Below are 25,684 nucleotides of genomic sequence, written 5' to 3' on the forward strand. Positions count from 1 at the left end.
TAATTTTGTGGCGAGTATAAACAAGTTCACGGTAATTCAACCCAAAATATAATAACAAATGATAAATATTAGAATCGTAATATTTCTTCTGCTTTCAAATTATTGTGTTGCGCAAAGCATAAATTTCAATTTAGGGAATTCGAAAGAATTAAACTATTATTCAGAAATACCTTTTGAATATGTTAATGGAAAAATAATAGTTTCAGTACTAATAAATGAAAATAAATATAGATTTTTATTAGATACAGGTGCACCAAACTTAATAACAAAAAGGTTAAGTAATATTTTAAATCTTGAAAGTTCGCAGGAATTAAAAATTAGTGATGCAAATCAAATAAAGTCAACAATGAATATTGTTCAATTACCAAATTTGACAATAGGTAGTATTATTTTTGAAAATGCAGTTGCCTTATCTTCGCAAGACGAAAATAATTTAGCATTTGATTGTTTTGAAATTGATGGTTTTATTGGAAGTAATTTATTAAGAAATTCGATTATTCAAATTGATGTTAAAAATAAAATATTAATAATAACTAATGATCCTAAAAAACTTCACTTAAACAATGAAAATAGTTCAAAACTATCATTATTTGGGCAACAAAGTAGTCCTTTTATATGGTTAAAATTAACTGGCTCAAAAGATAGTGGTAAAGAACAAGTACTATTGGATACAGGAATGAAAGGTTTTTATGATATTTCACATAAAAATTATATAAAATTTAAAGATGAAAAAATTTTTAGTGAAGTTGCAAATGGAAAAGGTTCAGAAAGCATTGGATTAAGCGGGACTTCTCCAGAAAGTGAACAGGTTAGATTACTACTTAAACATATGAAGATTGCAAATTCAGCTTTCCTAAATATATCGACTACAACTACAAATGATAATAATTCGAGGATAGGAATTGGCTTATTCGAAAATGGTATAGGTACAATTGATTTTATTAACAAAAAATTTTATTTTGAACAATATGAACATAATAAAGATTTAATCGAAAAATATTTACCGTTTTCTCGGACAATAATAAATAATAAGCTCTCCATCGGTATTGTCTGGGATGAAAAATTGAAAGCTAAAATAAATTACGGTGACGAAATCATTGAAATTAATGGCAAAAACTACGAAAACTATAAATTATGTGATTTTATTAATAAATCAATTTTTGAGAATATCACAGTTTCAGAAATAAAAATAAGAAATAAAAAAGGTGAAATCAACATAATAACATTGTAAAAAATTACTACAAAAAACTGTTTTGATATAGTGTCTAATTCCATACAACATTTCAATGCAGCGGAACATTAGCAAAATCAAACTAAAAATGAAATACGCTAAATTTAATATTGACTCGAATAAAATAGAATTCTTAAACTCAGTTTTTGGAATTGAAAGCGTTTTACTGAATGGAAAAAGAATTTCCAAAAAGTTTTCTTTTTCTGGAATTACCCATGAAATAAAACTACACGCCAAAGATTTAATATTGGAATCCAAATACAAACAATTCGACAAAAAAGAAATCAAACTTGAATTAAAGGAAAATGGCGTATTGCTCAAGGAACAATTTGTAAAAACAGACAAAAAGCAAAGATATGTTTGGTTTCTAATTGGAATAGGCCTGGGAATTACAATCTATGAACTTCTGAATTTACTATAGCACTACCTGAATTTATAAAACTCGTTCGTTTGGATATTTATAATTCGTTACACTCGTAATTTTATGTTCCTTTCCCAGAAATAAACCGTACTTTAGTGTCGCTTTCCTGATGTTATTATAGTTTTAACAGCAAAAAAGGAAACGTATCATTTAGCACTAAAAATCATGAATACATTAAAATTAGCATGGACAGGTCTTGGCAACATGGGAAATCCAATGGTGATGAACCTGCTCAAAGCGGGTTTTGAAGTATCGGTTTTCAATCGCACCAAAGAGAAAGAAGCGCCATTACTGGCTGCAGGAGCAAAATCAGCAAGCAGTTTACAAGAACTAATGGAAACCTGTGATGTAGTTTTGACGATGTTATCTAACGACGCGGCTGTCAAAGAAGTTTTTGAGGGACCAACAGGTTTATTGTCTAAATCCAATTCTGGCAAAACCATCATCAATATGAGTACAGTTGCTCCGGAAACTTCGCGTTATTTAAACACCATTTGCAACCAACATCACGTGCATTTCATAGACGCTCCCGTTTCTGGAAGTGTAAAGCCAGCACAAGACGGGACTTTGGTCATTCTAGTGGGTGCTTCGAGTGAAGATTACGAAGTAGCCAAACCGATATTTGACGTTTTGGGTAAAATTGCGATTCACGTAGGTGAACCTGGCGTGGCAAGTTCGGCTAAGTTAGCCATCAATTACTTATTAGGATTGAACCTTCAAGGCATAGCCGAAACGGTTTTATTTGCCGAGAAAAACGGTGTAAGCAAAGAAGACATGCTCAACATCATCAACCAAGGCGCTTGTGGCAACGGAATCACGAATATCAAAACACCTTCCATTCTGAACGATTCCTATCCGGCAGCATTTGCGTTGAAACATTTAGTCAAAGATTTAAGACTGGCCAAAGAAGCCGGACTCAATTCTCCACTCATTCATCCTTTGTATGACAGTTATGCCGCAGCAGAACAAGAAGGATTGGGCGATCTAGATGTGATGGCAATTATCAGCAGTTTAAAAAATAAGTGATATTTGAATAGCAGTACATCCAGCGAATAAACCATAGAGTTTAATTGTTTCAAATAAAAAACAAAAAAGCTAAATCTTATCGGATTTAGCTTTTCTTATTTAATCGAATCAGGAAACGATATTACTTTGTTTTCACCGGTGGTAAGTCAAATGCAGCTGATTCATGCTCAAAACCATTGCGGTGAGAACCATCACAAAAAGGTTTATTTGCTGACAATCCACAACGGCAAAGACCCAGAGCCGTTCTTCCTTCTAATCCGTATGTTTTTCCTTCACAGTCTGTTATTTCGAAATCACCTTCTATTTTTATAGAACCATTGCGATTGATTGTTAGTTTAGTCTTGCTCATAATGCTTTGAATTTAATTTAGAATTCAAAGATTGCAAAATATTTTAGGACCTTTCTGCATTGCTGCGCTTTTTTACGATTCCAAATCGTAATTTACATTAATTCTATTTTATGCTACACTTAAATTAGGAGCAATCGCAGACAACCGAAAGAAATTAGAAATTGGAAATTTTTGAATATCTAATATTTTCACACAATCAAAAAAGAGGACATTAGCATTGAATTATCCAACCATTGAAGAACACAACTATCAAATTAATTGCAAAAATGCAGCGTAACTTTATGTGCCGTTTTTATTTGCATATTCAATCCTTAAGAATAAAGTATATTATTAGGAGCTACAAATATTATTAGCTTCTATATTGTATATTTGCTCGTTAGGTAATCCGTTTTGAGTGGTGTTATTTATTTTATGTTCTGTAAAAAAGAATAAAAACAGACCTTTTCAATTTATATTTAAAATGATTTCAACATTACATAATATTTTAAAAGCATGAATATCTTAAAAAAAGTAAATGTATTTCGAAGAATTGTAACGCATAACCTAACTAAAAATATTGGGAATTCACAAAAGAATCAAATAATCGATTTATCTCAAAAAATCGAAATAAAGAGGGTTTTAATTTCCAGACCCAATCACAGACTGGGTAATTTATTACTCATTACGCCACTGGTACAGGATGTAATTGCTACTTTCCCTGATTGTAAAATTGATTTGTTTGTAAAAGGAGGTTTGGCACCAATTGTTTTTAAAAATTACACCAACATCAATTACATCATTGAACTTCCTAAAAAACCTTTCAAAAATTTGATCGACTATTTCAAGGTTTGGGTAAAAATTAAAAAGCAAAAATATGACATTGTAATTAATGTTGATAAAAACTCCTCATCCGGGCGATTATCAGCACAATTTGCTGATGCCAAATACAAATTTTTTGGAGAACTGGATGAGGAAATGCAATTGAAGCACAACGATTATGAGCATATTGCAAAATATCCTGTGTATGAATTCAGAAGTTTTTTGACCAAATTAGGGTTCCCAAAAAATGAAAATCCTGTTCCATCATTAGACCTTAAATTGAGTGCTTCAGAAATTGCTGAACGCCATACAATTGTTAAAGAACTGGTTAAAAATGACAAAAAGACCATTTGCATATTTACCTATGCTACTTCTGACAAATGTTATTCAGAATCTTGGTGGGAAGAATTCTATGAAAGACTGAAAATAGAATATTCTGATTATAATATTATCGAAGTTTTGCCCGTTGAAAACATATCACAAATAGGATTTAAAGCAACTACTTTTTACAGCAAAGACATCCGTGAAATTGGCGCTGTCATTGCCAATACTGAACTTTTTATTGGCGCAGATAGCGGCATTATGCATTTAGCAAGTTCTGTACTAACTCCAACAGTGGGATTATTTTCGCGTCCAAATATAAATATGTATAGGCCTTACAACAATAATAGCACAGCCATAGATACGAATAGCGGTAACAAAGAGAATTGGATTGAAACAATAAACAACGTACTGCTTAAACGATAATTCATCTGTATCCTAGTTATCAATATATCATTTGAAGTGGCAATAATGAAACGGTAAATCGATTAAAATACTGAACGCAATCGCAGCAAAATGAAAACAAAATTTCTACTTCCGCTCCTATTTGCATTTTTTTGTACGGGAACACTTTGGTCACAAAATCTAGAAACTTTTACTTTGAAGTTAGATCACATGGCACTTTCAGTGAAAGATCTGGATCGCTCTGTTGATTTTTATAAAAATATATTGAAGCTTTCAGAAATCACCAACCTTACCAAAAAAGAAGGAATTCGATGGATTTCATTGGGAGATGGGAAAGAATTACATCTTGTGTCAACCATAAAAGAACCCGTTACCATAAACAAAGCGGTTCATGTGGCGTTTAAAGTCACTAATTTTGATGCTTTAATCACTAAGCTACAAAACCTCAACATTACCTATTCCGACTGGCCGGGAACACTTGATAAGATTACGGTTCGCGCAGATGGAATCAAACAAATCTATATCCAAGATCCCGATGGATATTGGATTGAAATTAACAGTGTTAAAAAATAACCAAATCCTGACACTTCCCTTTTAATTTATATTCTTCGGAAGTTGTATGTATTAATCATCAGCTACTTAAGCTACAGATATATGAAAGTTGAAACTTTTACTCTTAATTGTGTAACCCTTTTTTGTGTTTTGTTTCCCAACTTTGTAAAAGAATTTACGGAGTCTAACAATAGAACTAAAACTTAGGATTATGAGTGATCAAGCAAATGAACATACAGTTGAAGGAATAGATAAACTTAAAAGTCTGGTTGATGAAATCAACACCTGCCTTTTTTGTACCAATCTCAAAACGAATGACGGAGCAACCACCAGACCTATGGGAGCTGTAAAAGTATGCGATGAAGGAAACATTTGGTTCTTCAGCGAAAAAAATAGTGATAAAAACAAAGAAATTGAGCAAGATTCCAGTGTTCAATTATTTTTTGCACATCCTGGAAAAGGAAGTTACATGGTTGTAAATGGTGACGCATCAATAGTTACCAATCAAGAAAAAATTGAAGAGCTGTGGTCTCCAGTGGTAAATATATGGTTTAAAGAAGGAAAAAATGACCCTAACATTTCTCTTATTAAAGTGAAACCAACAAGTGCTTACTTTTGGGACACTGACGGAAACCAAATGATTAATTTTCTAAAGATGGCGGCCTCAGTTGCTACAGGAACTAATTATGTAAGTGGGAACAAAGGAGAAATAAAAATCTAAAAGACATAAAAAAAACGTTCCAATCTTGGAACGTTTTTAATATGAATATTTTTATTTTTCTAAGAAACTATTGTAGTACTCTATTAATTTGAGAAAAGTTTTTTCGATAATATTTCTCTTTGGTAGATGAGATTATTACCCCGTTGCTAACTGATGAGTGAATGAATTTAATTTCGTCTTCACAAACTTCAACAACCATTCCTACATGATTAATTTGGCTTCTGCCATTTGTTTTAAAGAAAATTAAATCTCCTTTTTTTGCTTCTTGTGTATTGATTTTAGTACCAATATTGGATTGTTCACGAGATGTTCTTGGCAATTTAATATCAAATGCGCCAAAAGTAGTACACATAAGCCCTGAGCAATCAAATCCTGATTTTGTGGTTCCACCGGTACGGTACCGTGAACCTATATTTTCAGAAGCACGTTCTATCAACTGATCTAAAAAATCATGACTGAAAGTTGGTTTCGCAGCGTTATTAAAATCAATTTTAGAAGTTTGAATTTCCGAATTATGGTAGCTATCAGTACTTACAACTGCATTTTCAACAGGTAGAGTATTTGCCGAAATATTTAATTTGTAGCCTACAGGAAGTCCTTTTTTAACTTCTGGATTTTGCTTTTCTAATTCATTAACGGTAATTCCGTATTGTTTTGCAATGGCATATTTAGTTTCTTTTGGCTGTACTTCACGGATAATCAGCTGTGGTGTATTATCTGTAGTTGTTTCATTTTGAGAAAACTGAGTCGCTGCTGTTTTTGATAAATCTGTAGTTGTTTGGATAACGACAGCTTCTTCTAATGTTGGTGCGATAGTTTTTAATGAAGTAGCATTTTTTGAAATAAGTACTGGTAACTCTTTACTTTCTTGCGATGCTAAAACCGTTTCTGAAAAAGGAGCCGCTGGAATATTTATTTTTTGACCAACTCTAAGTGCTTTTACGCCTATTCCTGGATTGGCTTTATCAAATTCCTTAATTGTGATTCCGTATTTTTTTGTGATGGAATACTTGGTTTCTTTTGGCAATACTTCCCAAGTAAATGTATCAGGTTTTGTGGATATAGATTCAGTGGATTGAGGTAAATTAGCCACTTCATCTTTTGATCCGGTTTGTTTTATTGGTGCAATCGTCGCTGTTTCAGATGCGGTAGAATTACCGGGAATATTTATTTTTTGACCAATTTTTAATTCAGAAGAAGCGAGTGTCGGATTGACTTGGTTTAATTCTTTAAAGGAAATTCCGTATTGTTTTGCGATTCCGTAAAGTGTTTCTTTAGCTTGAACTTCGTGTTCTTTAACGGAATTATTTATTGTAATCTTACTTTTAGAAACAGTATTTTTTGTAGAAGCGATAGGAATTAATAAAACGGAATTGAGTTTTAAAAGATTCTTGGCATTGGGATTTAATTTAAAAATAGCGCTTTGTTTTACTTCATATTTCTCAGCGATACTCGATATTGTTTCCCCTTTTACTATAGTGTGTTTTGTGATTTTCTCCTGTGAAAAAAGAACGATACTATTTAAAAAAACTAATGTTACTATTACTCTAAAAGTCATATTCATTTATTTCAAATTACTTACCCCATTGTATTCTTCATAGCGATTTCGGGATATAATTATTAAATCTCGCTTAGGTTTGCACTTTTATTTCCTATTTTTATTTAAAAAATTGTAAAAAAATTCTCATCTCTTTGATAAAAGAGAGCCTAATTTGTGCAATTATTATTTGTTGATTTTTTGTTCTGATTGCAAAAGCAACTCAAACAGTAACGCAAGACAATTGTATTGCTATTGTTGCGCAGAAAATAAAAATAGGTAGAGAATTGATGTAACTAATAACCAATAAGCTCAAATACAATTTAATTTTTCTTATTGCTAATTTAAACTATAATATCAAAAAACGCTCATTTTTTTTTAATTTTAACGTAGTTTAAATACAAACGACTCTTTTTTTTGATTTTTCTACACATTTTAACCGCAAATCTGATGCTTTTTTAAAAATTATTCACTCTTATCATTAATGCCAAAGTAACGAATAATTGGGTTTTGATTAAATAGCCCTGATGGGAGTGAAAAGCCTTTTGAAGCGGAATTGCCTATTTTTCCAGAGTAAAAAGAGCGACTAAAAGAAGCTCCTTTTTATCTTGGAAAAAAGCAATTGTGCAAAAAAGCTTGATACGGTCAGCAGGAAACAGCTCCAGAAATAAAGTGTAATTAAAACGAAAAAACTCCCAAGTTCCCTTGAGAGTTTTAAAATTTAGTATTGAAATACTTATGCTTTTCCGGCAGCAGCAATCAAGTTTAAGGCTGAACCAGCAACGAACCAACCAATTTGTCCTTCATTATAGGTATGGTTTGCCAAGATAATATCTTTGGTTCCATCCGCGTGAACGAATTCTAATGTTAATGATTTTTCTGGAGCAAAATCTACTAAATCAGTGAAATTGATTGTGTCATCCTCCTGAATTTTATCGTAATCCGCTTCATTAGCAAATGTCAGTCCTAAAAGACCTTGTTTTTTAAGGTTTGTTTCGTGGATACGCGCAAATGATTTCACCAAAACCGCTTTCACACCTAAGAAACGAGGCTCCATTGCTGCATGCTCACGAGAAGATCCTTCGCCGTAATTATGATCCCCAACAACGATTGAAGGAACACCAGCCGCTTTGTAAGCACGAGCTACAGCAGGAACTGCATCGTAAATACCCGTCAAGTGATTTTTCACTGTATTTGGTTTTTGGTTGAATGCATTTATAGCACCAATCAACATATTATTAGAAATATTATCTAAATGTCCACGGAAACGCAACCATGGTCCAGCCATAGAGATGTGATCTGTTGTACATTTTCCGAAAGCTTTAATCAATAATTTAGCTCCTGTAATATTTTTTCCGTCCCAAGGCAAGAATGGCGCTAACAATTGTAATCTTTCTGAAGTTTCACTAACCGCGATTTGAACACCTGAACCATCTTCTGCCGGTGCTTGAAAACCTGGGTCTTCAGCATCAAATCCGTTTTTCGGCAATTCGTCGCCTGTTGGCACTTCTAACATTACTTCTTCACCATCTTCGTTTATTAAAGAATCCGTCAACGGATTGAAACTTAAATCTCCGGCAATTGCCAAAGCCGTTACCAATTCCGGTGAACCTACGAAAGCCAATGTGTTTGGATTTCCATCGGCACGTTTGGAGAAGTTACGGTTGAAAGAGTGAACAATTGTGTTGCGTTCTTCTTTTTCTGCTCCTTCTCTGTCCCACATTCCGATACATGGTCCGCATGCATTAGCAAATACCGTCGCACCAATCTTATCGAAAGTATCGATAAAACCGTCACGCTCGATTGTATAACGAACCACCTCAGAACCTGGAGTGATCGTGAATTTTGATTTTAATTTTAATTTTTTGTCGGTGACTTGTTTGGCTATTGATGCTGCGCGAGCGATGTCTTCGTAAGAAGAATTGGTACAAGAACCAATCAAACCTACTTCAATTTTCAAAGGCCAGTTATTTTTGATAGCTTCCTCTTTCATTTTAGAAATTGGAGTCGCTAAATCTGGAGTGTAAGGTCCGTTTAAATGTGGCTCTAATTCGTTTAAGTTAATTTCGATAACTTGATCAAAATACAATTCTGGATTAGCATAAACTTCCGCATCGCCTGTTAAATATGGAGCAATTTTATCAGCAGCATCTGCAACATCAGCTCTGTTTGTAGAACGCAAATAACGGCTCATAGAATCATCATAACCAAATGTAGAAGTTGTAGCACCAATTTCGGCACCCATATTACAGATAGTTCCTTTTCCCGTACAAGACATAGAAGTTGCACCTTCACCAAAATATTCAACGATAGCGCCTGTTCCACCTTTTACGGTAAGAATTCCGGCTACTTTTAGGATAACGTCTTTTGGAGCTGTCCAACCTGATAGTTTTCCAGTTAATTTTACTCCAATTAGTTTCGGGAATTTCAATTCCCAAGCCATTCCTGACATAACATCAACTGCATCAGCACCACCAACACCAATTGCCACCATTCCTAAACCACCTGCATTCACAGTATGAGAATCAGTACCAATCATCATTCCACCCGGGAAAGCATAATTTTCAAGTACTACTTGGTGAATAATCCCTGCTCCTGGTTTCCAGAAACCGATTCCGTATTTATTAGATACCGAAGAAAGGAATTCAAACACTTCATTACTTTGTGTTTTTGCTCTGGCCAAATCAGTTACAGCATCAACTTTCGCTTGGATCAAGTGATCACAATGCACTGTTGTAGGAACCGCTACTTTAGATTTACCGGCATGCATGAATTGCAACAACGCCATTTGAGCGGTTGCATCTTGACAAGCAACTCTATCTGGAGCAAAATCAACATAATCAGCACCTCTTGTAAAAGCTTTTGACGGCATTCCATCCCAAAGGTGATTATACAAAATTTTCTCTGTCAATGTAAGAGGACGTCCAACTATTTCGCGTGCTTTATCAACACGAGTTGTCATGTTGTCATACACTTTTTTAATCATTTCAATATCAAAAGCCATATCTAATTTTTTTCTGTTATTATCTTTAAAACCACAAGGTACAAAAAACAGAAGACCTATTAAAATAAAAAAAGCCTAAGTCTGTTGAAAGACTCAAGCTTTTTGATATAATTAACAAAAATCAGTTATTATCTAACCAATAATTTATGAGATGGTGCAAACTGCGTTAAATTTATACCTTTAACTGCAGCTTTGTATTCCTCAAGAGTTGGAGTTCTACCTAAAATTGTAGACAATACAACAACTGGTGTTGAAGAAAGCAGTGATTCTCCTTTTTTACCTTCTGTATCTTCAACAACTCTTCCTTGGAAAAGACGCGTAGATGTTGCCATTACAGTATCTCCTTTTTCTGCTTTTTCTTGGTTACCCATACATAAATTACAGCCTGGACGCTCTAAATATAGAATATTTTCATATCCTGTACGTGCCACGCCTTTAGGAGCATTATCATCAAATTCGAAACCAGAATACTTTTGTAAAACTTCCCAGTCTCCTTCAGCTTTAAGTTCATCTACAATATTATATGTAGGAGGTGCCACGACAAGCGGTGCTTTAAACTCTACTTTACCATATTGCTCATCTATGTTTTTTAGCATCTGAGAAAGAATCTTCAAATCACCTTTGTGTACCATACAAGATCCAACGAAACCAAGATCTACTTTTTTCACACCGCCGTAAAAAGAAAGTGGTCTAATGGTATCGTGCGTATAACGCTTAGAAACATCCGCATTATTTACGTCTGGATCTGCAATCATAGGTTCCGCAACGATATCTAAATCGATTACAACTTCAGCAAAATATTTTGCGTTAGCATCAGGAATCAAAGCAGGTTTTTCACCTGATTGGATTGCTGCAATTCTATTATTAGCGATAGCGATTAATCCTTTTAAGACTTGCTTCTCGTTATCCATTCCTTTATCAATCATGATCTGGATTCTACCTTTGGCGATCTCTAATGATTCAATTAAAGTATCATCCTCAGAAATACAAATAGAAGCTTTTGCTTTCATTTCTGCAGTCCAATCTGTAAAGGTAAAAGCTTGATCAGCAGTAAGTGTTCCTAAATGAACCTCAATAATACGTCCTTGGAAAACATTCTCTCCACCAAATTGCTTCAACATTTGAGATTGTGTAGCATGAACAACATCACGGAAATCCATATATTCTTTCATATCACCTTTAAAGGTAACTTTTACTGACTCCGGAATTGGCATTGAAGCCTCACCCGTAGCTAGTGCGAGTGCAACTGTTCCTGAATCGGCTCCAAAAGCAACACCTTTAGACATTCTTGTATGAGAGTCACCCCCTATAATAATCGCCCATTCATCAACAGTAATATCATTAAGAACTTTGTGGATTACATCTGTCATTGCGTGGTAGCTCCCCTTAGGATCACGAGCCGTAATCAAACCAAAATCATTCATGAACTTCATCAATCTTGGAATGTTTGCTTTAGACTTATTATCCCAAACAGAAGCTGTATGACAACCTGATTGGTATGCACCATCAACAATTGGAGAAATCACAGTAGCAGCCATAGACTCCAATTCCTGAGAAGTCATCAAGCCAGTTGTATCTTGTGATCCTACGATATTTACCGTTACACGCACATCAGAACCTGCATGTAAAACTTTACCTGGAGTTGAACCAACTGCGTTCTTATTAAATATTTTTTCTACAGCCGTAAGACCTTGTCCTTCAATAGAAACCTCTTTTGACGGAGCGAATACCGGTACGATATCAATTCCCAAAGTCTTTGATGCAAAAGTTTGTAATTTTTTTCCAAATACAATAGCGTAAGACCCACCAGCTTTAATAAATTCCATCTTCTGAGGCGTAAATGCCTTAGAAATATCAATTAATTCTTTATCGCCGTTGTAAAGTTTTTTTGTTTTTGTATTAATAGTCAGCACTATTCCAGTTGCAACAGAATAAACTTCTTCTAAAATAGGCTCACCGTTTTCATTGCGAAGAACCGCTCCATTTGCATCTGTTTTCTTTACCCAGTTTTGAAGATCAAGACCAATACCACCAGTAACATCAACAGTGGTAAGGAAAATTGGGGAAATACCATTAGTTCCGGCAACAATTGGAGCTATGTTTATGAATGGCACATAAGGACTTGCTTTTCTACCTGTCCAAAGAGCCACATTATTCACTCCTGACATTCTTGAAGAACCTACTCCCATAGTTCCTTTTTCAGCAATTAACATCACACTTTTGTCCGGATGTTGCGCTTGAAGCGCTTTAATTTCATCTTGAGCTTCAGGCGAAATCAAACATTTTCCATGCAGTTCACGATCTGAGCGTGAATGCGCTTGGTTCCCCGGAGAAAGTAAATCTGTCGAAATATCTCCTTCACCAGCAACATAAGTAACAACCTTAATTTCCTCAACTACTTCTGGTAGCTTTGTAAAGAATTCCGCCTTAGCGTAACTCACTAGAATATCTTTTGCAATCTCATTACCACTTTTAAGTGCCGCCTCTAATCGATCAGTATCAGCCTCATAAAGATATACTTGTGTTTTTAATACTTCTGCTGCTGCTTTTGCAATTGTAATGTCATTTCCTAAAGCTAAGTCAAGTAAAACTTTGATTGATGGCCCACCTTTCATATGTGACAATAACTCTAATGCAAATGCTGGTGTTATTTCATTCACTACTGATTCACCAAGAACAATCTCTTTCAAAAAAGAAGCTTTCACAGCAGCTGCAGGTGTTGTACCAGGAACCGTATTATAAATAAAAAACGAAATTGAAGCTTCGCGATTTGCGTTATTTGAATCTTTAATTTGAGTGATGATATCGCTTAATAAATCAGCGTTATCAATTGGCTTCGGGTTAAGTCCCTGAGTTTTTCTGTCTTCGATTTCCTTTAGATAATCGTTATAAATGTTCATAGTAAATTGTTTTCAATGTTAAAGGCTAATTATTTTTAACTTACTCAAAATTACAAGCCATAATAGCTGTATTTTTATTCACGACGCAAATTTAGCTCTTTAAGATGATATTTGAAAAAATTTAATAGATGTGGTTTTTTGAAATGATATTATTAGTGAATACTGATTTTTACCCTTTAAAATTGATGAATTTTAAAAAATTTAACACTAAACTGATTAATCGATAATTAATTAATTATATTCTAACGATTATCAAATTAGAAAAACCATCAGAACTAAGAAAACGTTGTAGTTACGATCAACAATCAAGCTCAGAGTTCAAAAAAAAAACAGTTATACCAACTTGGCAATAATCATTTCTTCTGTAATTCCTTCAGCGTCGGCTTTGTAATTTTTAATAATTCGATGACGTAAAATCCCTGTCGCAACAGCTTTCACATCTTCAATATCCGGAGAAAATTTTCCATTAAAAGCTGCATTGGCTTTAGCCGCCAAAATCAAATTTTGAGATGCTCTTGGTCCTGCTCCCCAATCCAGATAATTTTTGACAAATTCATTTGATAAAAGATTATCCGGACGGGTTTTACTGACTAATGTTACCGCATATTCTATAACGTTATCCGCTACAGGAATTCGGCGAATCAGATGTTGAAAATCTATTATTTCCTGAGCGGTGAATAAAGGATTTATTGTGTTTTTTATATCCGAAGTTGTGCGCTTCACCACTTGAACTTCTTCTGCAAAAGAAGGATATTCTAATTTTATGGCGAACATAAATCGGTCTAATTGGGCTTCAGGTAAAGGATACGTTCCTTCCTGTTCAATTGGATTTTGAGTTGCCAAAACAAAATAAGGCAAGTCTAATTTATAATTTACTCCTGCAATAGTAACAGAACGTTCCTGCATGGCTTCTAACAATGCAGCTTGCGTTTTTGGCGGCGTACGATTGATTTCATCTGCCAGAATAATATTCGAAAAAATAGGCCCTTTTATAAATTTAAACTGACGGCTTTCATCTAAAATTTCACTTCCCAAAATATCCGAAGGCATCAAATCCGGGGTAAACTGAATCCTTTTAAAATCAAGACCCAGCGCTTGCGCCAACGTATTCACCATCAAAGTTTTTGCTAATCCAGGAACACCTATTAACAATGCATGACCACCAGAAAAAATACAAAGTAAGATTTGATCTACCACAACATCCTGACCTACAATGATTTTTGCGATTTCTTTTTTTAGCTCATTCCTTTTTTGAACTAAATTATGTATTGCTGCTACGTCTGACATGTATGAAGTGTTTTAAAATTAAAAAGAGTTAGCATTATGAAATCATAAAACTAACTCTTTTTCTTTATTTAACGAAAACTTTTTTATTGATAATCCAGCCCGTGAAGGACAAAAAGAAGCCTACTTTTTAAGCCAATTGTTGGTAAAAGCACAATCTCTATATTCACCAATAATTTTAACATACGTTTCTTTTATTTTCTCATCAAACCATTTTCCAATTGCAGTGATTCGCTTATCTTTCAGTGCCAATTCTTTAATTTTGATGTAATCTTTCGCATAATCAGCAGCATGCTCATCAATTCTGTTGGTTACGGTAATTAGTTTGAATTTTTTCTTACCTTCTTCTCCTTGGTCTAAAATTGGAGCTGAAACTTCATTTTCCTTTAAATTAGAAACTTGACTGTAAAAAGCAGGATCCATTTTAGTCAATTCAAAACGCGTATCCTGTGTTTGTGGATTGATTAACGCACCACCATTTGCTCTTGTTTCTTTTTCATCAGACAATGTTCTGGCTGCTTCCGCAAAAGTAATTTCTTTATCTTCGATTCTTTTTTTGATTAAAACAATCTTTTCTTTCGCCTCATTCAGTGCCGTTTCAGTAACCGTAGGTGACAATAATATGTGACGCAATTCTACTTCTTGCCCTTTTATCTTTTCCACATATATAATATGATATCCAAAATCTGTTTCAAAAGGAGCTGATATTTCACCTTCCGCTAAACTAAAAGCAACATCTTTAAATTCTTTTACAAATGGTGTTTTACGATTCATCTTATAAAACCCTCCACTAGATCTTGATCCCGGATCTTGAGAGTATAGAACTGCTTTAGTAGAAAAACTTGAACCCTCTTCTATTTCTTTTTTGAAACCATTCAATCTATCAATCACTTTTTGCTTATCCTCTGCCGAAACTTTTGGAGTAATAACAATTTGAGAAACTTCTAATTCCACCCCAAAGAATGGAAGATCATCTTTTGGAATTGTTTTGAAATAATTTCGAACCTCTTCTGGTGTAATTTCTACTTCATCAACGATTTTCTTCTGCATTTCTGAAGTCAACTTTCCTTCTTTCAAAATATCTGAGAAATAAGTTCTAAACTCTTCTTCTGAGTCCTTTTTGTAATACTGCACTACTTTTTCCAAAGATCCAATTTGCCCTACCATATAGTTCAAACGCTCTTCTAACATTCCTTTTATCTCAGAGTCTGTTACTACAATACTATCCTGAATAGCTTGATGCGCATACAATTTATCTTCTAATAATTTACCAAGCATTTGACATCTTGTAATATCTTTTACAGATCCGCCTCCAGCTGAAATTTCAAGATACGACTTATCAATATCTGAATCTAAAATGATGTAATCTCCAACAGTAGCAATCACACCATCAATTTTTTGTTTACCAGTTGATTGGATTTTCTTGATTGGAACTATCACGGTGTCCTTAATAATTTCTTGTGCACTTGTTATAACGCTTGTAAAAATTAAAAGAAAAAAAGTAAGTGCAATTCTATTATTAACGGATTTCATTTCTATGTTATTTATTGGCATTATTCTCATTTGTATTTATCGTAAAAATATACTTATTCTATTGTAATTAAACCTCTTGATACCTGCCAGAATATTTTTGGCAAATATACACTTTAAGAATCAACAACGGAATTGAAATTTCACAATACAATTCTTAAGTATTCTTTAAATTTAAATCGAACAAAAATAGCAATTCAATTACATAATACAAGTTTCCTAAGTACTATTAACAAAAAATTATAAACGCATTTATTTATCAGCTGATTCCGTTTGTAAACCATGAAGAAACTGAAGGTTAGCTACGAAAAAACATCATAAATACGCATTGCTTTTACTTAAATTGACAGTAATTAAATGCATCATCACTGTTTTCTCTTATTTGACACCTCCGAATAACCACCAGAATTTATGATTACAGTATTTTTTCATTCTATCAAAAATTCTTAGAACTGCCAAGAATTTCTCATTTTTAAGGTTACAAATTAAAAATCATAGCTATTAAAATACTCATTTTTAGCGCTCTATTTAAAAACTTGTAAACACTACAACGTTTTCGTTCTTCATTAAAAAAAATCTGACGCATATCTTGTAAGAATTTGTATAAATTAGCTTAAAAGTTGCATTTTTATCTAAAATAATAGTATAAAAATAATTTTATACTATTATTTTATATTATTTATTTTGATTTTAATAAAATGCATTTTAAAATTTAAATCAAAATAAAAAACAACAACTAATCATTTCAATACTATTACCATTACCCAAAATCTATTAATTAACCTAAATTTCCTATTTTATGAAAAAACAAAATTTTAAAATTTGTTTATTATCCGCTTTACTCGTTTGCTTGTACTCGTGTAATTCAAATGATGACCTTGTAACCAATTCAAAAGAAGCCACTGCACAATTCAAAGTGATTAATGTTACAAATCACGATGGTCATCCTTTTAGTACAGGAAAACAATCAAGCACAACAGGCAGATACGTTGCAAATCCTGGTGGCGGTGTAATGATGCAGGCTTTTTATTGGGATGTGCCAGCTGGTGGAACGTGGTGGAATACGGTAAACGCAAAAATAACTGCTTGGTCAAATGTTGGTATTGGTTCCATTTGGCTTCCTCCCGTTTCAAAAGCTCAAAACGGACCGTTTTCTATGGGTTACGATCCTACCGATTATTTCGATTTTGGAAATTACAATCAAAATGGAACGATAGAAACTAGATTTGGTTCCCGCACAGAATTAGAAAGTTTGATCACGAAAGTACATACCGAAAACATGCAAGTCTATGCTGATATGGTTTTAAACCACAACAGTGGCGGACAATTAGAAAGTAATCCATTTACAGGAACACAAACATATACTAATTTTACTGGTGTCGCTTCTGGGAAATTCAAGAGAACCAGTGCTGATTTTTATAAAAATTCTTATGGAAATAATGATGAAGGGGCTTTTGGAGGATTTCCGGATTTAGCACATGTCGTTCCTAATGTACAAGACTGGCTTTGGAAAAGGGCCGATGGCGTAGGTAAATATTATAAAAATACCATGAAATTTGATGGCTGGAGGTTTGATTACGTGAAAGGTTTTGCTCCGTGGGTTATCAAAGACTGGAATGCAAACGTTGGCGGCTTCTCTGTTGGCGAATTGTGGGATTCAAACGTCAACATACTTAACGACTGGGCTAATATTGCCAACAGTTCCGTTTTTGATTTTGCCTGTTACTACAAAATGAATGATGCTTTTGACGGAAATAATCTAAACCTTTTAAATGATGACATGATGTGGAAAAGAAACCCTTATAAAGCGGTTACTTTCGTATCCAACCATGACACTGACGAAATTTGGAAAAAAGAATTAGCATACGCTTACATTTTGACACATGAAGGGTATCCAACACTATTTTATCGCGATTATGAAGAATGGCTGAACAAAACAAAAATGAACAATCTTATTTGGATTCACAATAATAAAGCGACCGGAAACACCTCAATTCTATACACCGATACCGATGAATATATTGCTCGCAGAAACGGCTACAACGGAAATCCTGGTTTAGTGGTTTACATTAATAATTCATCCACTTGGCAAGAAAGATGGATTCAGACAAATTGGGTTAATGCTCAAATTAAAGATTTCACAGGAAATTCAACTTGGTTACCAACAACTCAGGCAGACAAATGGGTAAAAATTCAATGTCCTCCAAATGGATATTCTATTTGGTCAATCAATATGTAATCCTTTAATAGCACTAAGGCTGTCTGAAAAGACAGCCTTCTTTATTTCTCAGATTTTAATTTTGGACTTTCAATGACTGGCTTAAATTTACCCGAAATCAATCTTCAAAACTCCTTTACTCCAATTAGAGTATACAATTTTTTTAAATAGCATTTATAAATAGTACTTTTGCAGACTATTTATACAAATATGGGCTTTTTAGAAGAAATACAACGTAGAAGAACTTTCGGGATTATCTCACATCCTGATGCCGGAAAAACAACACTTACTGAGAAACTCCTCCTTTTTGGTGGTGCGATTCAAGAAGCAGGTGCTGTAAAAAACAATAAAATCAAGAAAGGCGCAACGAGTGACTTTATGGAAATTGAACGCCAGAGAGGAATTTCAGTTTCTACTTCGGTTTTAGCGTTTAATTATAAAGACAAGAAAATAAACATTCTTGATACTCCAGGACATAAGGATTTTGCCGAGGACACTTTTAGGACCTTAACCGCTGTTGACAGCGTTATTGTTGTAATTGATGTTGCTAAAGGTGTTGAGGAACAAACGGAAAAATTAGTAGCTGTTTGTAGGTTGCGTAAAATTCCGATTATTGTATTCATCAATAAATTAGACAGAGAAGGAAAAGATGCTTTTGACTTGATGGATGAAGTTGAGCAAAAACTGGGTCTAACCGTTACTCCGCTAAGTTTCCCAATTGGAATGGGTTATGATTTTCAAGGAATTTATAATTTATGGGAACAAAACATCAACTTATTTAGTGGCGACAGCCGCAAAAATATTGAAGAAACAATTGCTTTCTCGGATGTTCAAAATCCAGAATTGGAGAAAATAATCGGTCAAAAACCCGCTGATAGATTGCGTGAAGAATTAGAATTGATAGACGAAGTTTATCCTAAATTTGATCGTCAGGATTATTTAGACGGAAAATTACAGCCTGTATTTTTTGGTTCCGCTTTAAATAATTTTGGTGTTAGAGAATTGCTTGATTGTTTTGTTGAAATTGCTCCGTCACCAAGACCTAAAGATTCCGAAACACGATTAGTGGATCCAGAAGAGGAGAAAATGACTGGATTTGTTTTTAAAATCCATGCCAATATGGATCCCAAACACAGAGACCGACTGGCCTTTATAAAAATTGTATCTGGAACTTTCGAAAGAAACAAACCGTATTATCACGTTCGCCAAAAGAAGAATTTAAAATTCTCCAGTCCAAACGCTTTCTTTGCTGAAAAGAAAGAAATTGTAGATATTTCCTATCCTGGAGATATTGTTGGTTTACATGATACTGGAAATTTCAAAATTGGAGATACATTAACCGAAGGGGAAATCATGAGCTTCAAAGGAATTCCAAGCTTCTCCCCGGAACATTTCCGATACATAAATAATGCTGATCCAATGAAAGCCAAACAACTGGACAAAGGAATTGATCAGTTGATGGACGAAGGTGTCGCGCAGTTATTTACACTTGAAATGAACAATAGAAAAATCATTGGAACGGTTGGAGCACTTCAATACGAGGTAATCCAATATCGTTTAGAACATGAATATGGCGCAAAATGTACCTATGAAAACTTTCCCGTACACAAAGCATGTTGGGTAAAACCAAATGATCCAAAAAGTGAAGAGTTTAAAGAGTTTAGAAGGATCAAACAAAAATTCTTGGCGCATGACAAATATGGACAATTAGTATTCCTAGCTGATTCTGATTTTACGATTCAAATGACACAAAATAAATATCCAAACGTAAAACTATTCTTTACTTCGGAATTTGAATAATATTTCAATTAAAAATAATTTCTGCAGGACAATATGTTATCCAGAAATCAAAGTAAAAAAAATTACATAAAAAAAAACGCTAATTTAAAAATTAGCGTTTTTTTTATGTATTTAAAAAATTATCTTAGCTTAAGCAACCATACTTTCCAAGTTAACTGCTTTTTTCAAAAAAGCTTTGATTAACAAACGATTTGGCGCTGTACCTGAAGTAATAACTTGTTTTTTAGTATTTGTACCTTCTATAGATATCGTCGAGTTTGGATCTTGCTTAGAACCCATAAACCACAATACGAAGTTCATACTATTTGAAGTAGAAACTGCTGAAACATTATCTTGTTTAGTATTAGAAGTAACCTCAATTGTATTCACTTCTACTACATTTTTTGAAGTTTGAGCAAAAACAGTAGTATTAGACACAAAAATAAAAGCAAACATTAGGAAGCCATTCAACATGACTTTTTTACTTGCTTCTAAAGAAAAATATTTCATAACAATTCGTTTTTTTATAATAGACAGAATACATTTGTCTATCTCGAGAGCGAAAGTATATCATTTACAAACGAGCGAAAAATATTTTCGATAAAGAACCAGAATACTCGTTTAAAGCACAAATTTGTTGTAAATAGCCAAGATTTAATGATGAGTTAATGTTGACGTATTCAATAAACACGTTAACCTAAAGTGGTAAAATAATGGTAAGGCTCAAATAATAACAAAGCACAAACTAAAAAACATTCCAATTATTACTAATAAGTTTCTAGCAAAACCGAAGTGCATTTTTGAGAATCAGATTTGATTTTTAAAAACCTAAAATCATTCCAATCACTTGTATTTCAAATTTAAAACGTTGAATGCTACTAGCAAATCCTCACATTCAAAAATAACTTAAAAATAAAAAAGGCTCCATTTCTGGAGCCTTTTAAGAGTATTATGCTTGTCCCGCAGGACCAAAATTTAACGGAATTGGTGCTTGTTCAGTGTCTTTTATTTCGCCATGAGCGACTTCAAAACGATGAATATTTTCCCCAATTGCTTTTAGCAATCTTTTGGCATGTTGTGGCGTCAAGACAATTCTTGATTTCACTTTAGCTTTAGGAATACCCGGCATGATACTTACAAAATCTAAAACAAATTCTGATGAAGAGTGATTTATTATTGCCAAATTGGAATAAATTCCTTCCGCAATTTTTTCGTCTAACTCAATGTTAATCTGCTCTTGTTGTTGATTAGAATTACTCATCTTAATAAATATATTCTTCTTTGTTAGCCATCATGTCATTGTAGTCTTCTTTCGAACCTACAATTGTGTTATCATATTCTCTCATACCCGTTCCGGCAGGGATTCTATGTCCTACAATTACATTTTCTTTCAATCCCTCTAAGTAATCGATTTTACCTGCAACAGCAGCTTCGTTCAATACTTTAGTAGTTTCTTGGAAAGATGCGGCAGAGATAAACGATTTCGTTTGAAGCGATGCTCTTGTAATACCTTGTAAAACTGGTGTTGCTGTTGCAGTAACAACATCACGAGCCACAACAAGATTTTTATCTGTACGTTTCAATAAAGAGTTTTCATCACGCAACTCACGAGGCGTAATAATTTGTCCTTCTTTCAATGCACTAGAATCTCCAGCATCTTCAACCACTTTCATACCATATAATTTATCGTTTTGAACGATGAAATCTTTAGTGTGAATCAATTGATCTTCTAAGAATAAAGTATCACCTGGATCTTGTACTCTTACTTTACGCATCATTTGACGTATTACTACTTCAAAGTGTTTGTCGTTAATTTTTACCCCTTGTAGACGGTATACTTCTTGAATTTCATTAACCAAATACTGTTGAACAGCTGCTGGTCCTTGGATTCTTAAAATATCATCCGGAGTAATTGCTCCATCAGATAAAGGTACACCTGCTCTAACAAAGTCATTTTCCTGAACTAGAATTTGGCTTGATAATTTAACCAAGTATTTTCTAATATCACCAAATTTAGATTCGATAACGATCTCACGGTTACCTCTTTTGATTTTTCCAAAAGAAACAACACCATCAATCTCAGAAACAACAGCTGGGTTTGAAGGATTACGAGCTTCTAACAACTCTGTAATTCTTGGTAAACCTCCAGTAATATCTCCTGATTTAGAAGAACGACGTGGAATTTTCACCAATACTTTACCTGCTTTAATTTTCTCACCGTTTTCAACCATCAAGTGGGCACCAACTGGTAAGTTATAAGAACGAATCAATTCATTGTCTTTACCGTAAACCAATAAAGTTGGAATTAATTTTTTAGCTCTAGATTCAGAAATTACTTTTTCTTGGAAACCAGTTTGCTCATCAATTTCAACCATGAAAGATTGACCTTGCTCTAATTCTTCGTAAGCAATTTTACCGGTAAATTCAGAAACGATAACTCCATTATATGGATCCCATTTACAAATTACATCTCCTTTAACTACAGATTGTCCGTCTTTAACGAAGATACTAGAACCGTAAGGAATATTATTAGTACTTAATAAAATACCTGTTCTTTCATCGATTAATTTCAATTCAGTTGAACGAGATACTACAATATCAACTGCATTACCGTCACTGTCTTCTCCTTTAACCGTTTTTAAATCTTCAATTTCCAGTTTACCATTAAATTTCGTAACAATACTAGATTCTTCCGAAATACCACCCGCAACCCCACCAACGTGAAATGTACGTAATGTCAACTGTGTTCCAGGCTCTCCAATAGACTGTGCTGCAATTACACCAACTGCTTCACCTCTTTGTGTCATTTTACCTGTAGCTAAATTTCTACCGTAACATTTTGCACAAATTCCTTTCAACGCTTCACAGGTTAATGGAGAACGAACTTCCACTTTCTCAATAGGAGAAGCATCAATTGCTTTCATTATAACTTCTGTAATTTGTTGTCCAGATTCAATTAAAACTTCATTGTTTAAAGGATTAATAAGGTCTTGTAAAACAACACGTCCTAAAATTCTTTCACCTAATGATTCAACTATTTCCTCATTCTTTTTCAATGCTGATACTTCAACACCTCTGAGTGTACCACAATCATCGATATTAACGATAACATCTTGAGATACATCATGCAATCTTCTTGTTAAATATCCTGCATCGGCCGTTTTCAAAGCCGTATCCGCAAGACCTTTACGCGCACCGTGAGTAGAAATAAAGTACTCAAGGATAGAAAGACCTTCTTTAAAGTTAGAAAGAATCGGGTTTTCAATAATTTCACCACCACCAGCAGTAGATTTTTTAGGCTTAGCCATCAAACCACGCATACCAGTTAACTGACGAATTTGCTCTTTGGAACCCCTCGCTCCAGAATCAAGCATCATATACACTGAGTTGAAACCTTGTTGGTCTTCTCTAATGTTTTTCATTGCTAACTCTGTCAATTGAGCATTTGCTGAAGTCCAAACATCAATAACTTGGTTGTAACGTTCGTTATTGGTAATAAGACCCATGTTATAATTCGCAGAAATACCTTGAACTTGTTCTCTGGCGTCTGCAATTAATTTTGGTTTTTGATCTGGAATTCTAATATCGCCTAAAGAGAATGACAATCCACCTTTGAAAGCAAATTTGTAACCCATATCTTTCATGTTATCCAAGAAAGCTGCAGTTGTAGGTACATCTGTAGAACTTAAAACGTGTCCGATAATGTCTCTAAGGTTTTTCTTAGTCAATACATCATTAATATAACCAGCTGCTTCCGGAACTACTTCATTAAATAATACACGACCTGCAGTTGTTTGGATAATTTGAAAAACTAATTCTCCAGCTTCATTAAAATCCTTAGCTCTAATTTTCACACGAGCATTCAATTCTAATCTTCCTTCATTCAAAGCAATATTTACTTCTTCAGCGGAATAAAAAGTGATTCCTTCTCCTAAAATTTTAAGTTCAGGAGTTGATAAACGTTCTTTGGTCATATAATATAGACCTAAAACCATATCCTGAGAAGGTACCGTAATTGGAGCACCATTTGCAGGATTCAGAATATTGTGAGAACCCAACATTAATAGTTGTGCTTCCAAAATAGCTTCTGGTCCTAAAGGCAAGTGAACTGCCATTTGATCCCCATCAAAATCCGCATTAAATGCCGTACAAACTAAAGGGTGCAATTGGATTGCTTTTCCTTCAATTAATTTTGGTTGGAATGCTTGAATACCTAATCTGTGCAAAGTAGGAGCACGATTCAGTAATATTGGGTGACCTTTGATTACATTTTCAAGGATATCCCAAACTACAGGCTCTTTCTTATCTATTATTTTCTTAGCTGATTTTACAGTTTTTACAATTCCTCTTTCTATCAATTTACGGATAACGAAAGGTTTGTATAATTCTGCTGCCATATCTTTAGGGATACCACACTCAGATAATTTTAATTCAGGTCCAACAACAATTACCGAACGAGCAGAATAATCCACACGTTTTCCTAGTAAGTTTTGACGGAAACGTCCTTGCTTACCTTTTAGCGAATCAGATAATGATTTTAATGGTCTGTTTGATTCTGTTTTTACTGCAGATGCTTTACGAGTATTATCGAAAAGTGAATCTACAGATTCTTGCAACATACGTTTTTCATTTCTTAAGATAACTTCTGGAGCTTTAATCTCCATTAATCTTTTCAAACGGTTGTTACGTATAATTACACGACGGTATAAATCATTTAAATCTGAAGTTGCAAAACGACCTCCATCAAGTGGCACAAGCGGACGTAATTCTGGTGGAATAACTGGTACCACTTTCATAATCATCCATTCCGGACGATTCTCACGGTTTAAGTTAGACTCACGGAAAGATTCCACAACTTGTAATCTTTTTAGCGCTTCCGTTTTACGTTGTTTAGACGTTTCATTGTTAGCATTATGTCGCAATTGGTAAGACAATTGATCTAAATCAATTCTTGCCAATAAATCCATAATACATTCTGCTCCCATTTTGGCAACAAATTTATTTGGGTCAAAATCATCAAGATACTGATTGTCGGCAGGAAGTGTATCTAAAATATTTAAATATTCTTCTTCTGTCAAAAAGTCTAATCTTTGTAATGATTCTCCATCTGCATTTTTAGCAATACCAGCTTGGATAACTACGTATCTTTCGTAGTAAATAATCATATCTAATTTCTTAGATGGAAGACCAAGTATGTAACCAATTTTGTTTGGAAGAGAACGGAAATACCAGATATGAGCAATTGGCACAACAAGATTGATGTGACCTACTCTGTCTCTACGTACTTTTTTCTCAGTAACTTCAACACCACAACGGTCACAGATGATGCCTTTGTAACGTATTCTTTTATATTTACCACAAGCACATTCAAAATCTTTTACTGGTCCAAAAATACGCTCGCAGAAAAGACCATCACGCTCTGGTTTGTGCGTTCTGTAGTTGATGGTTTCTGGCTTTAGTACTTCACCTCTTGATTCTTTCAAGATAGATTCAGGAGATGCAAGGCCGATTGAGATCTTATTAAACCTTTTTACAGGGTTTTTATCTTTATTGGTATTATTTCTATTATTCATCATAGTTTTTACTATTGATTTATTTGCAATTAAAA

General features: G+C 34.0%; 17 protein-coding genes. 8 read left to right on the plus strand and 9 right to left on the minus strand.

Annotation, left to right across the window (positions count from 1 at the left end):
* Positions 1–58: 58 nt before the first annotated feature.
* From AC0J6S_RS00855 to AC0J6S_RS00865, 3 genes are all read left to right on the plus strand, one after another.
* Positions 59–1,231 carry a retropepsin-like aspartic protease gene (locus AC0J6S_RS00855; protein ID WP_474955016.1) on the plus strand — a complete coding sequence of 391 codons (1,173 nt, stop codon included), beginning with the start codon at positions 59–61 and terminating at the stop codon, positions 1,229–1,231.
* Between the two features lie 88 nt (positions 1,232–1,319).
* Complete coding sequence (locus AC0J6S_RS00860; protein ID WP_474955017.1) at positions 1,320–1,652, plus strand: hypothetical protein; 333 nt, start codon at positions 1,320–1,322, stop codon at positions 1,650–1,652.
* Between the two features lie 165 nt (positions 1,653–1,817).
* Positions 1,818–2,678, plus strand: coding sequence for an NAD(P)-dependent oxidoreductase (locus AC0J6S_RS00865; protein ID WP_474955018.1), 861 nt, complete (start codon positions 1,818–1,820; stop codon positions 2,676–2,678).
* A gap of 121 nt (positions 2,679–2,799) precedes the next feature.
* Here the strand turns inward: AC0J6S_RS00865 and AC0J6S_RS00870 are convergent, their stop codons facing one another.
* Positions 2,800–3,027 carry a CDGSH iron-sulfur domain-containing protein gene (locus AC0J6S_RS00870; protein ID WP_113665273.1) on the minus strand — a complete coding sequence of 76 codons (228 nt, stop codon included), beginning with the start codon at positions 3,025–3,027 and terminating at the stop codon, positions 2,800–2,802.
* 492 nt (positions 3,028–3,519) lie between these two features.
* Between AC0J6S_RS00870 and AC0J6S_RS00875 the strand changes: the two genes are divergently transcribed.
* The 3 genes from AC0J6S_RS00875 (at position 3,520) to AC0J6S_RS00885 (ending at position 5,824) form a co-directional block, all read left to right on the plus strand.
* A complete protein-coding gene (locus AC0J6S_RS00875; RefSeq protein WP_474955019.1) occupies positions 3,520–4,572 on the plus strand; it encodes a glycosyltransferase family 9 protein in 1,053 nt (350 codons plus the stop codon).
* Positions 4,573–4,662: 90 nt separating this feature from the next.
* On the plus strand, positions 4,663–5,124 hold the full coding sequence (locus AC0J6S_RS00880) for a VOC family protein (protein WP_474955020.1): 462 nt from the start codon (positions 4,663–4,665) through the stop codon (positions 5,122–5,124).
* 190 nt (positions 5,125–5,314) lie between these two features.
* Positions 5,315–5,824 (plus strand): pyridoxamine 5'-phosphate oxidase family protein, encoded by a 510-nt coding sequence (locus AC0J6S_RS00885; protein WP_474955021.1) that lies wholly within the window; start codon positions 5,315–5,317, stop codon positions 5,822–5,824.
* A gap of 67 nt (positions 5,825–5,891) precedes the next feature.
* On the opposite strand, the gene AC0J6S_RS00890 is transcribed toward AC0J6S_RS00885, so the two are convergent.
* The 5 genes from AC0J6S_RS00890 to AC0J6S_RS00910 form a co-directional block, all read right to left on the minus strand.
* Positions 5,892–7,382, minus strand: coding sequence for a LysM peptidoglycan-binding domain-containing protein (locus tag AC0J6S_RS00890; protein ID WP_474955022.1), 1,491 nt, complete (start codon positions 7,380–7,382; stop codon positions 5,892–5,894).
* 715 nt (positions 7,383–8,097) lie between these two features.
* Positions 8,098–10,365 carry an aconitate hydratase gene (locus tag AC0J6S_RS00895; RefSeq protein WP_474955023.1) on the minus strand — a complete coding sequence of 756 codons (2,268 nt, stop codon included), beginning with the start codon at positions 10,363–10,365 and terminating at the stop codon, positions 8,098–8,100.
* 128 nt (positions 10,366–10,493) lie between these two features.
* Positions 10,494–13,265 carry a bifunctional aconitate hydratase 2/2-methylisocitrate dehydratase gene (locus AC0J6S_RS00900; protein WP_474955024.1) on the minus strand — a complete coding sequence of 924 codons (2,772 nt, stop codon included), beginning with the start codon at positions 13,263–13,265 and terminating at the stop codon, positions 10,494–10,496.
* Between the two features lie 333 nt (positions 13,266–13,598).
* Positions 13,599–14,552: an AAA family ATPase gene (locus AC0J6S_RS00905; protein ID WP_474955025.1), complete on the minus strand. Its 954-nt coding sequence runs from the start codon at positions 14,550–14,552 to the stop codon at positions 13,599–13,601.
* Positions 14,553–14,672: 120 nt separating this feature from the next.
* Positions 14,673–16,103: a peptidylprolyl isomerase gene (locus AC0J6S_RS00910; protein WP_474955026.1), complete on the minus strand. Its 1,431-nt coding sequence runs from the start codon at positions 16,101–16,103 to the stop codon at positions 14,673–14,675.
* A 775-nt stretch (positions 16,104–16,878) separates the two neighbouring features.
* Here AC0J6S_RS00910 and AC0J6S_RS00915 point away from each other — a divergent pair.
* Both AC0J6S_RS00915 and AC0J6S_RS00920 read left to right on the plus strand, forming a co-directional pair.
* Positions 16,879–18,318, plus strand: a complete 1,440-nt coding sequence (locus AC0J6S_RS00915; RefSeq protein ID WP_474955027.1) for an alpha-amylase — start codon at positions 16,879–16,881, stop codon at positions 18,316–18,318.
* Between the two features lie 189 nt (positions 18,319–18,507).
* Complete coding sequence (locus AC0J6S_RS00920; protein ID WP_474955028.1) at positions 18,508–20,097, plus strand: peptide chain release factor 3; 1,590 nt, start codon at positions 18,508–18,510, stop codon at positions 20,095–20,097.
* A gap of 129 nt (positions 20,098–20,226) precedes the next feature.
* On the opposite strand, the gene AC0J6S_RS00925 is transcribed toward AC0J6S_RS00920, so the two are convergent.
* From AC0J6S_RS00925 to rpoC, 3 genes are all read right to left on the minus strand, one after another.
* Entirely contained in the window at positions 20,227–20,586 is a 360-nt protein-coding gene (locus AC0J6S_RS00925; protein WP_474955029.1) for a hypothetical protein, read from the minus strand.
* Positions 20,587–21,025: 439 nt separating this feature from the next.
* Complete coding sequence (locus AC0J6S_RS00930; RefSeq protein WP_073354716.1) at positions 21,026–21,337, minus strand: DUF3467 domain-containing protein; 312 nt, start codon at positions 21,335–21,337, stop codon at positions 21,026–21,028.
* A 1-nt stretch (position 21,338) separates the two neighbouring features.
* Complete coding sequence (rpoC, locus tag AC0J6S_RS00935; RefSeq protein ID WP_474955030.1) at positions 21,339–25,652, minus strand: DNA-directed RNA polymerase subunit beta'; 4,314 nt, start codon at positions 25,650–25,652, stop codon at positions 21,339–21,341.
* Positions 25,653–25,684: the final 32 nt, after the last annotated feature.

This window comes from Flavobacterium sp. TS_SC_5, from assembly GCF_056156265.1.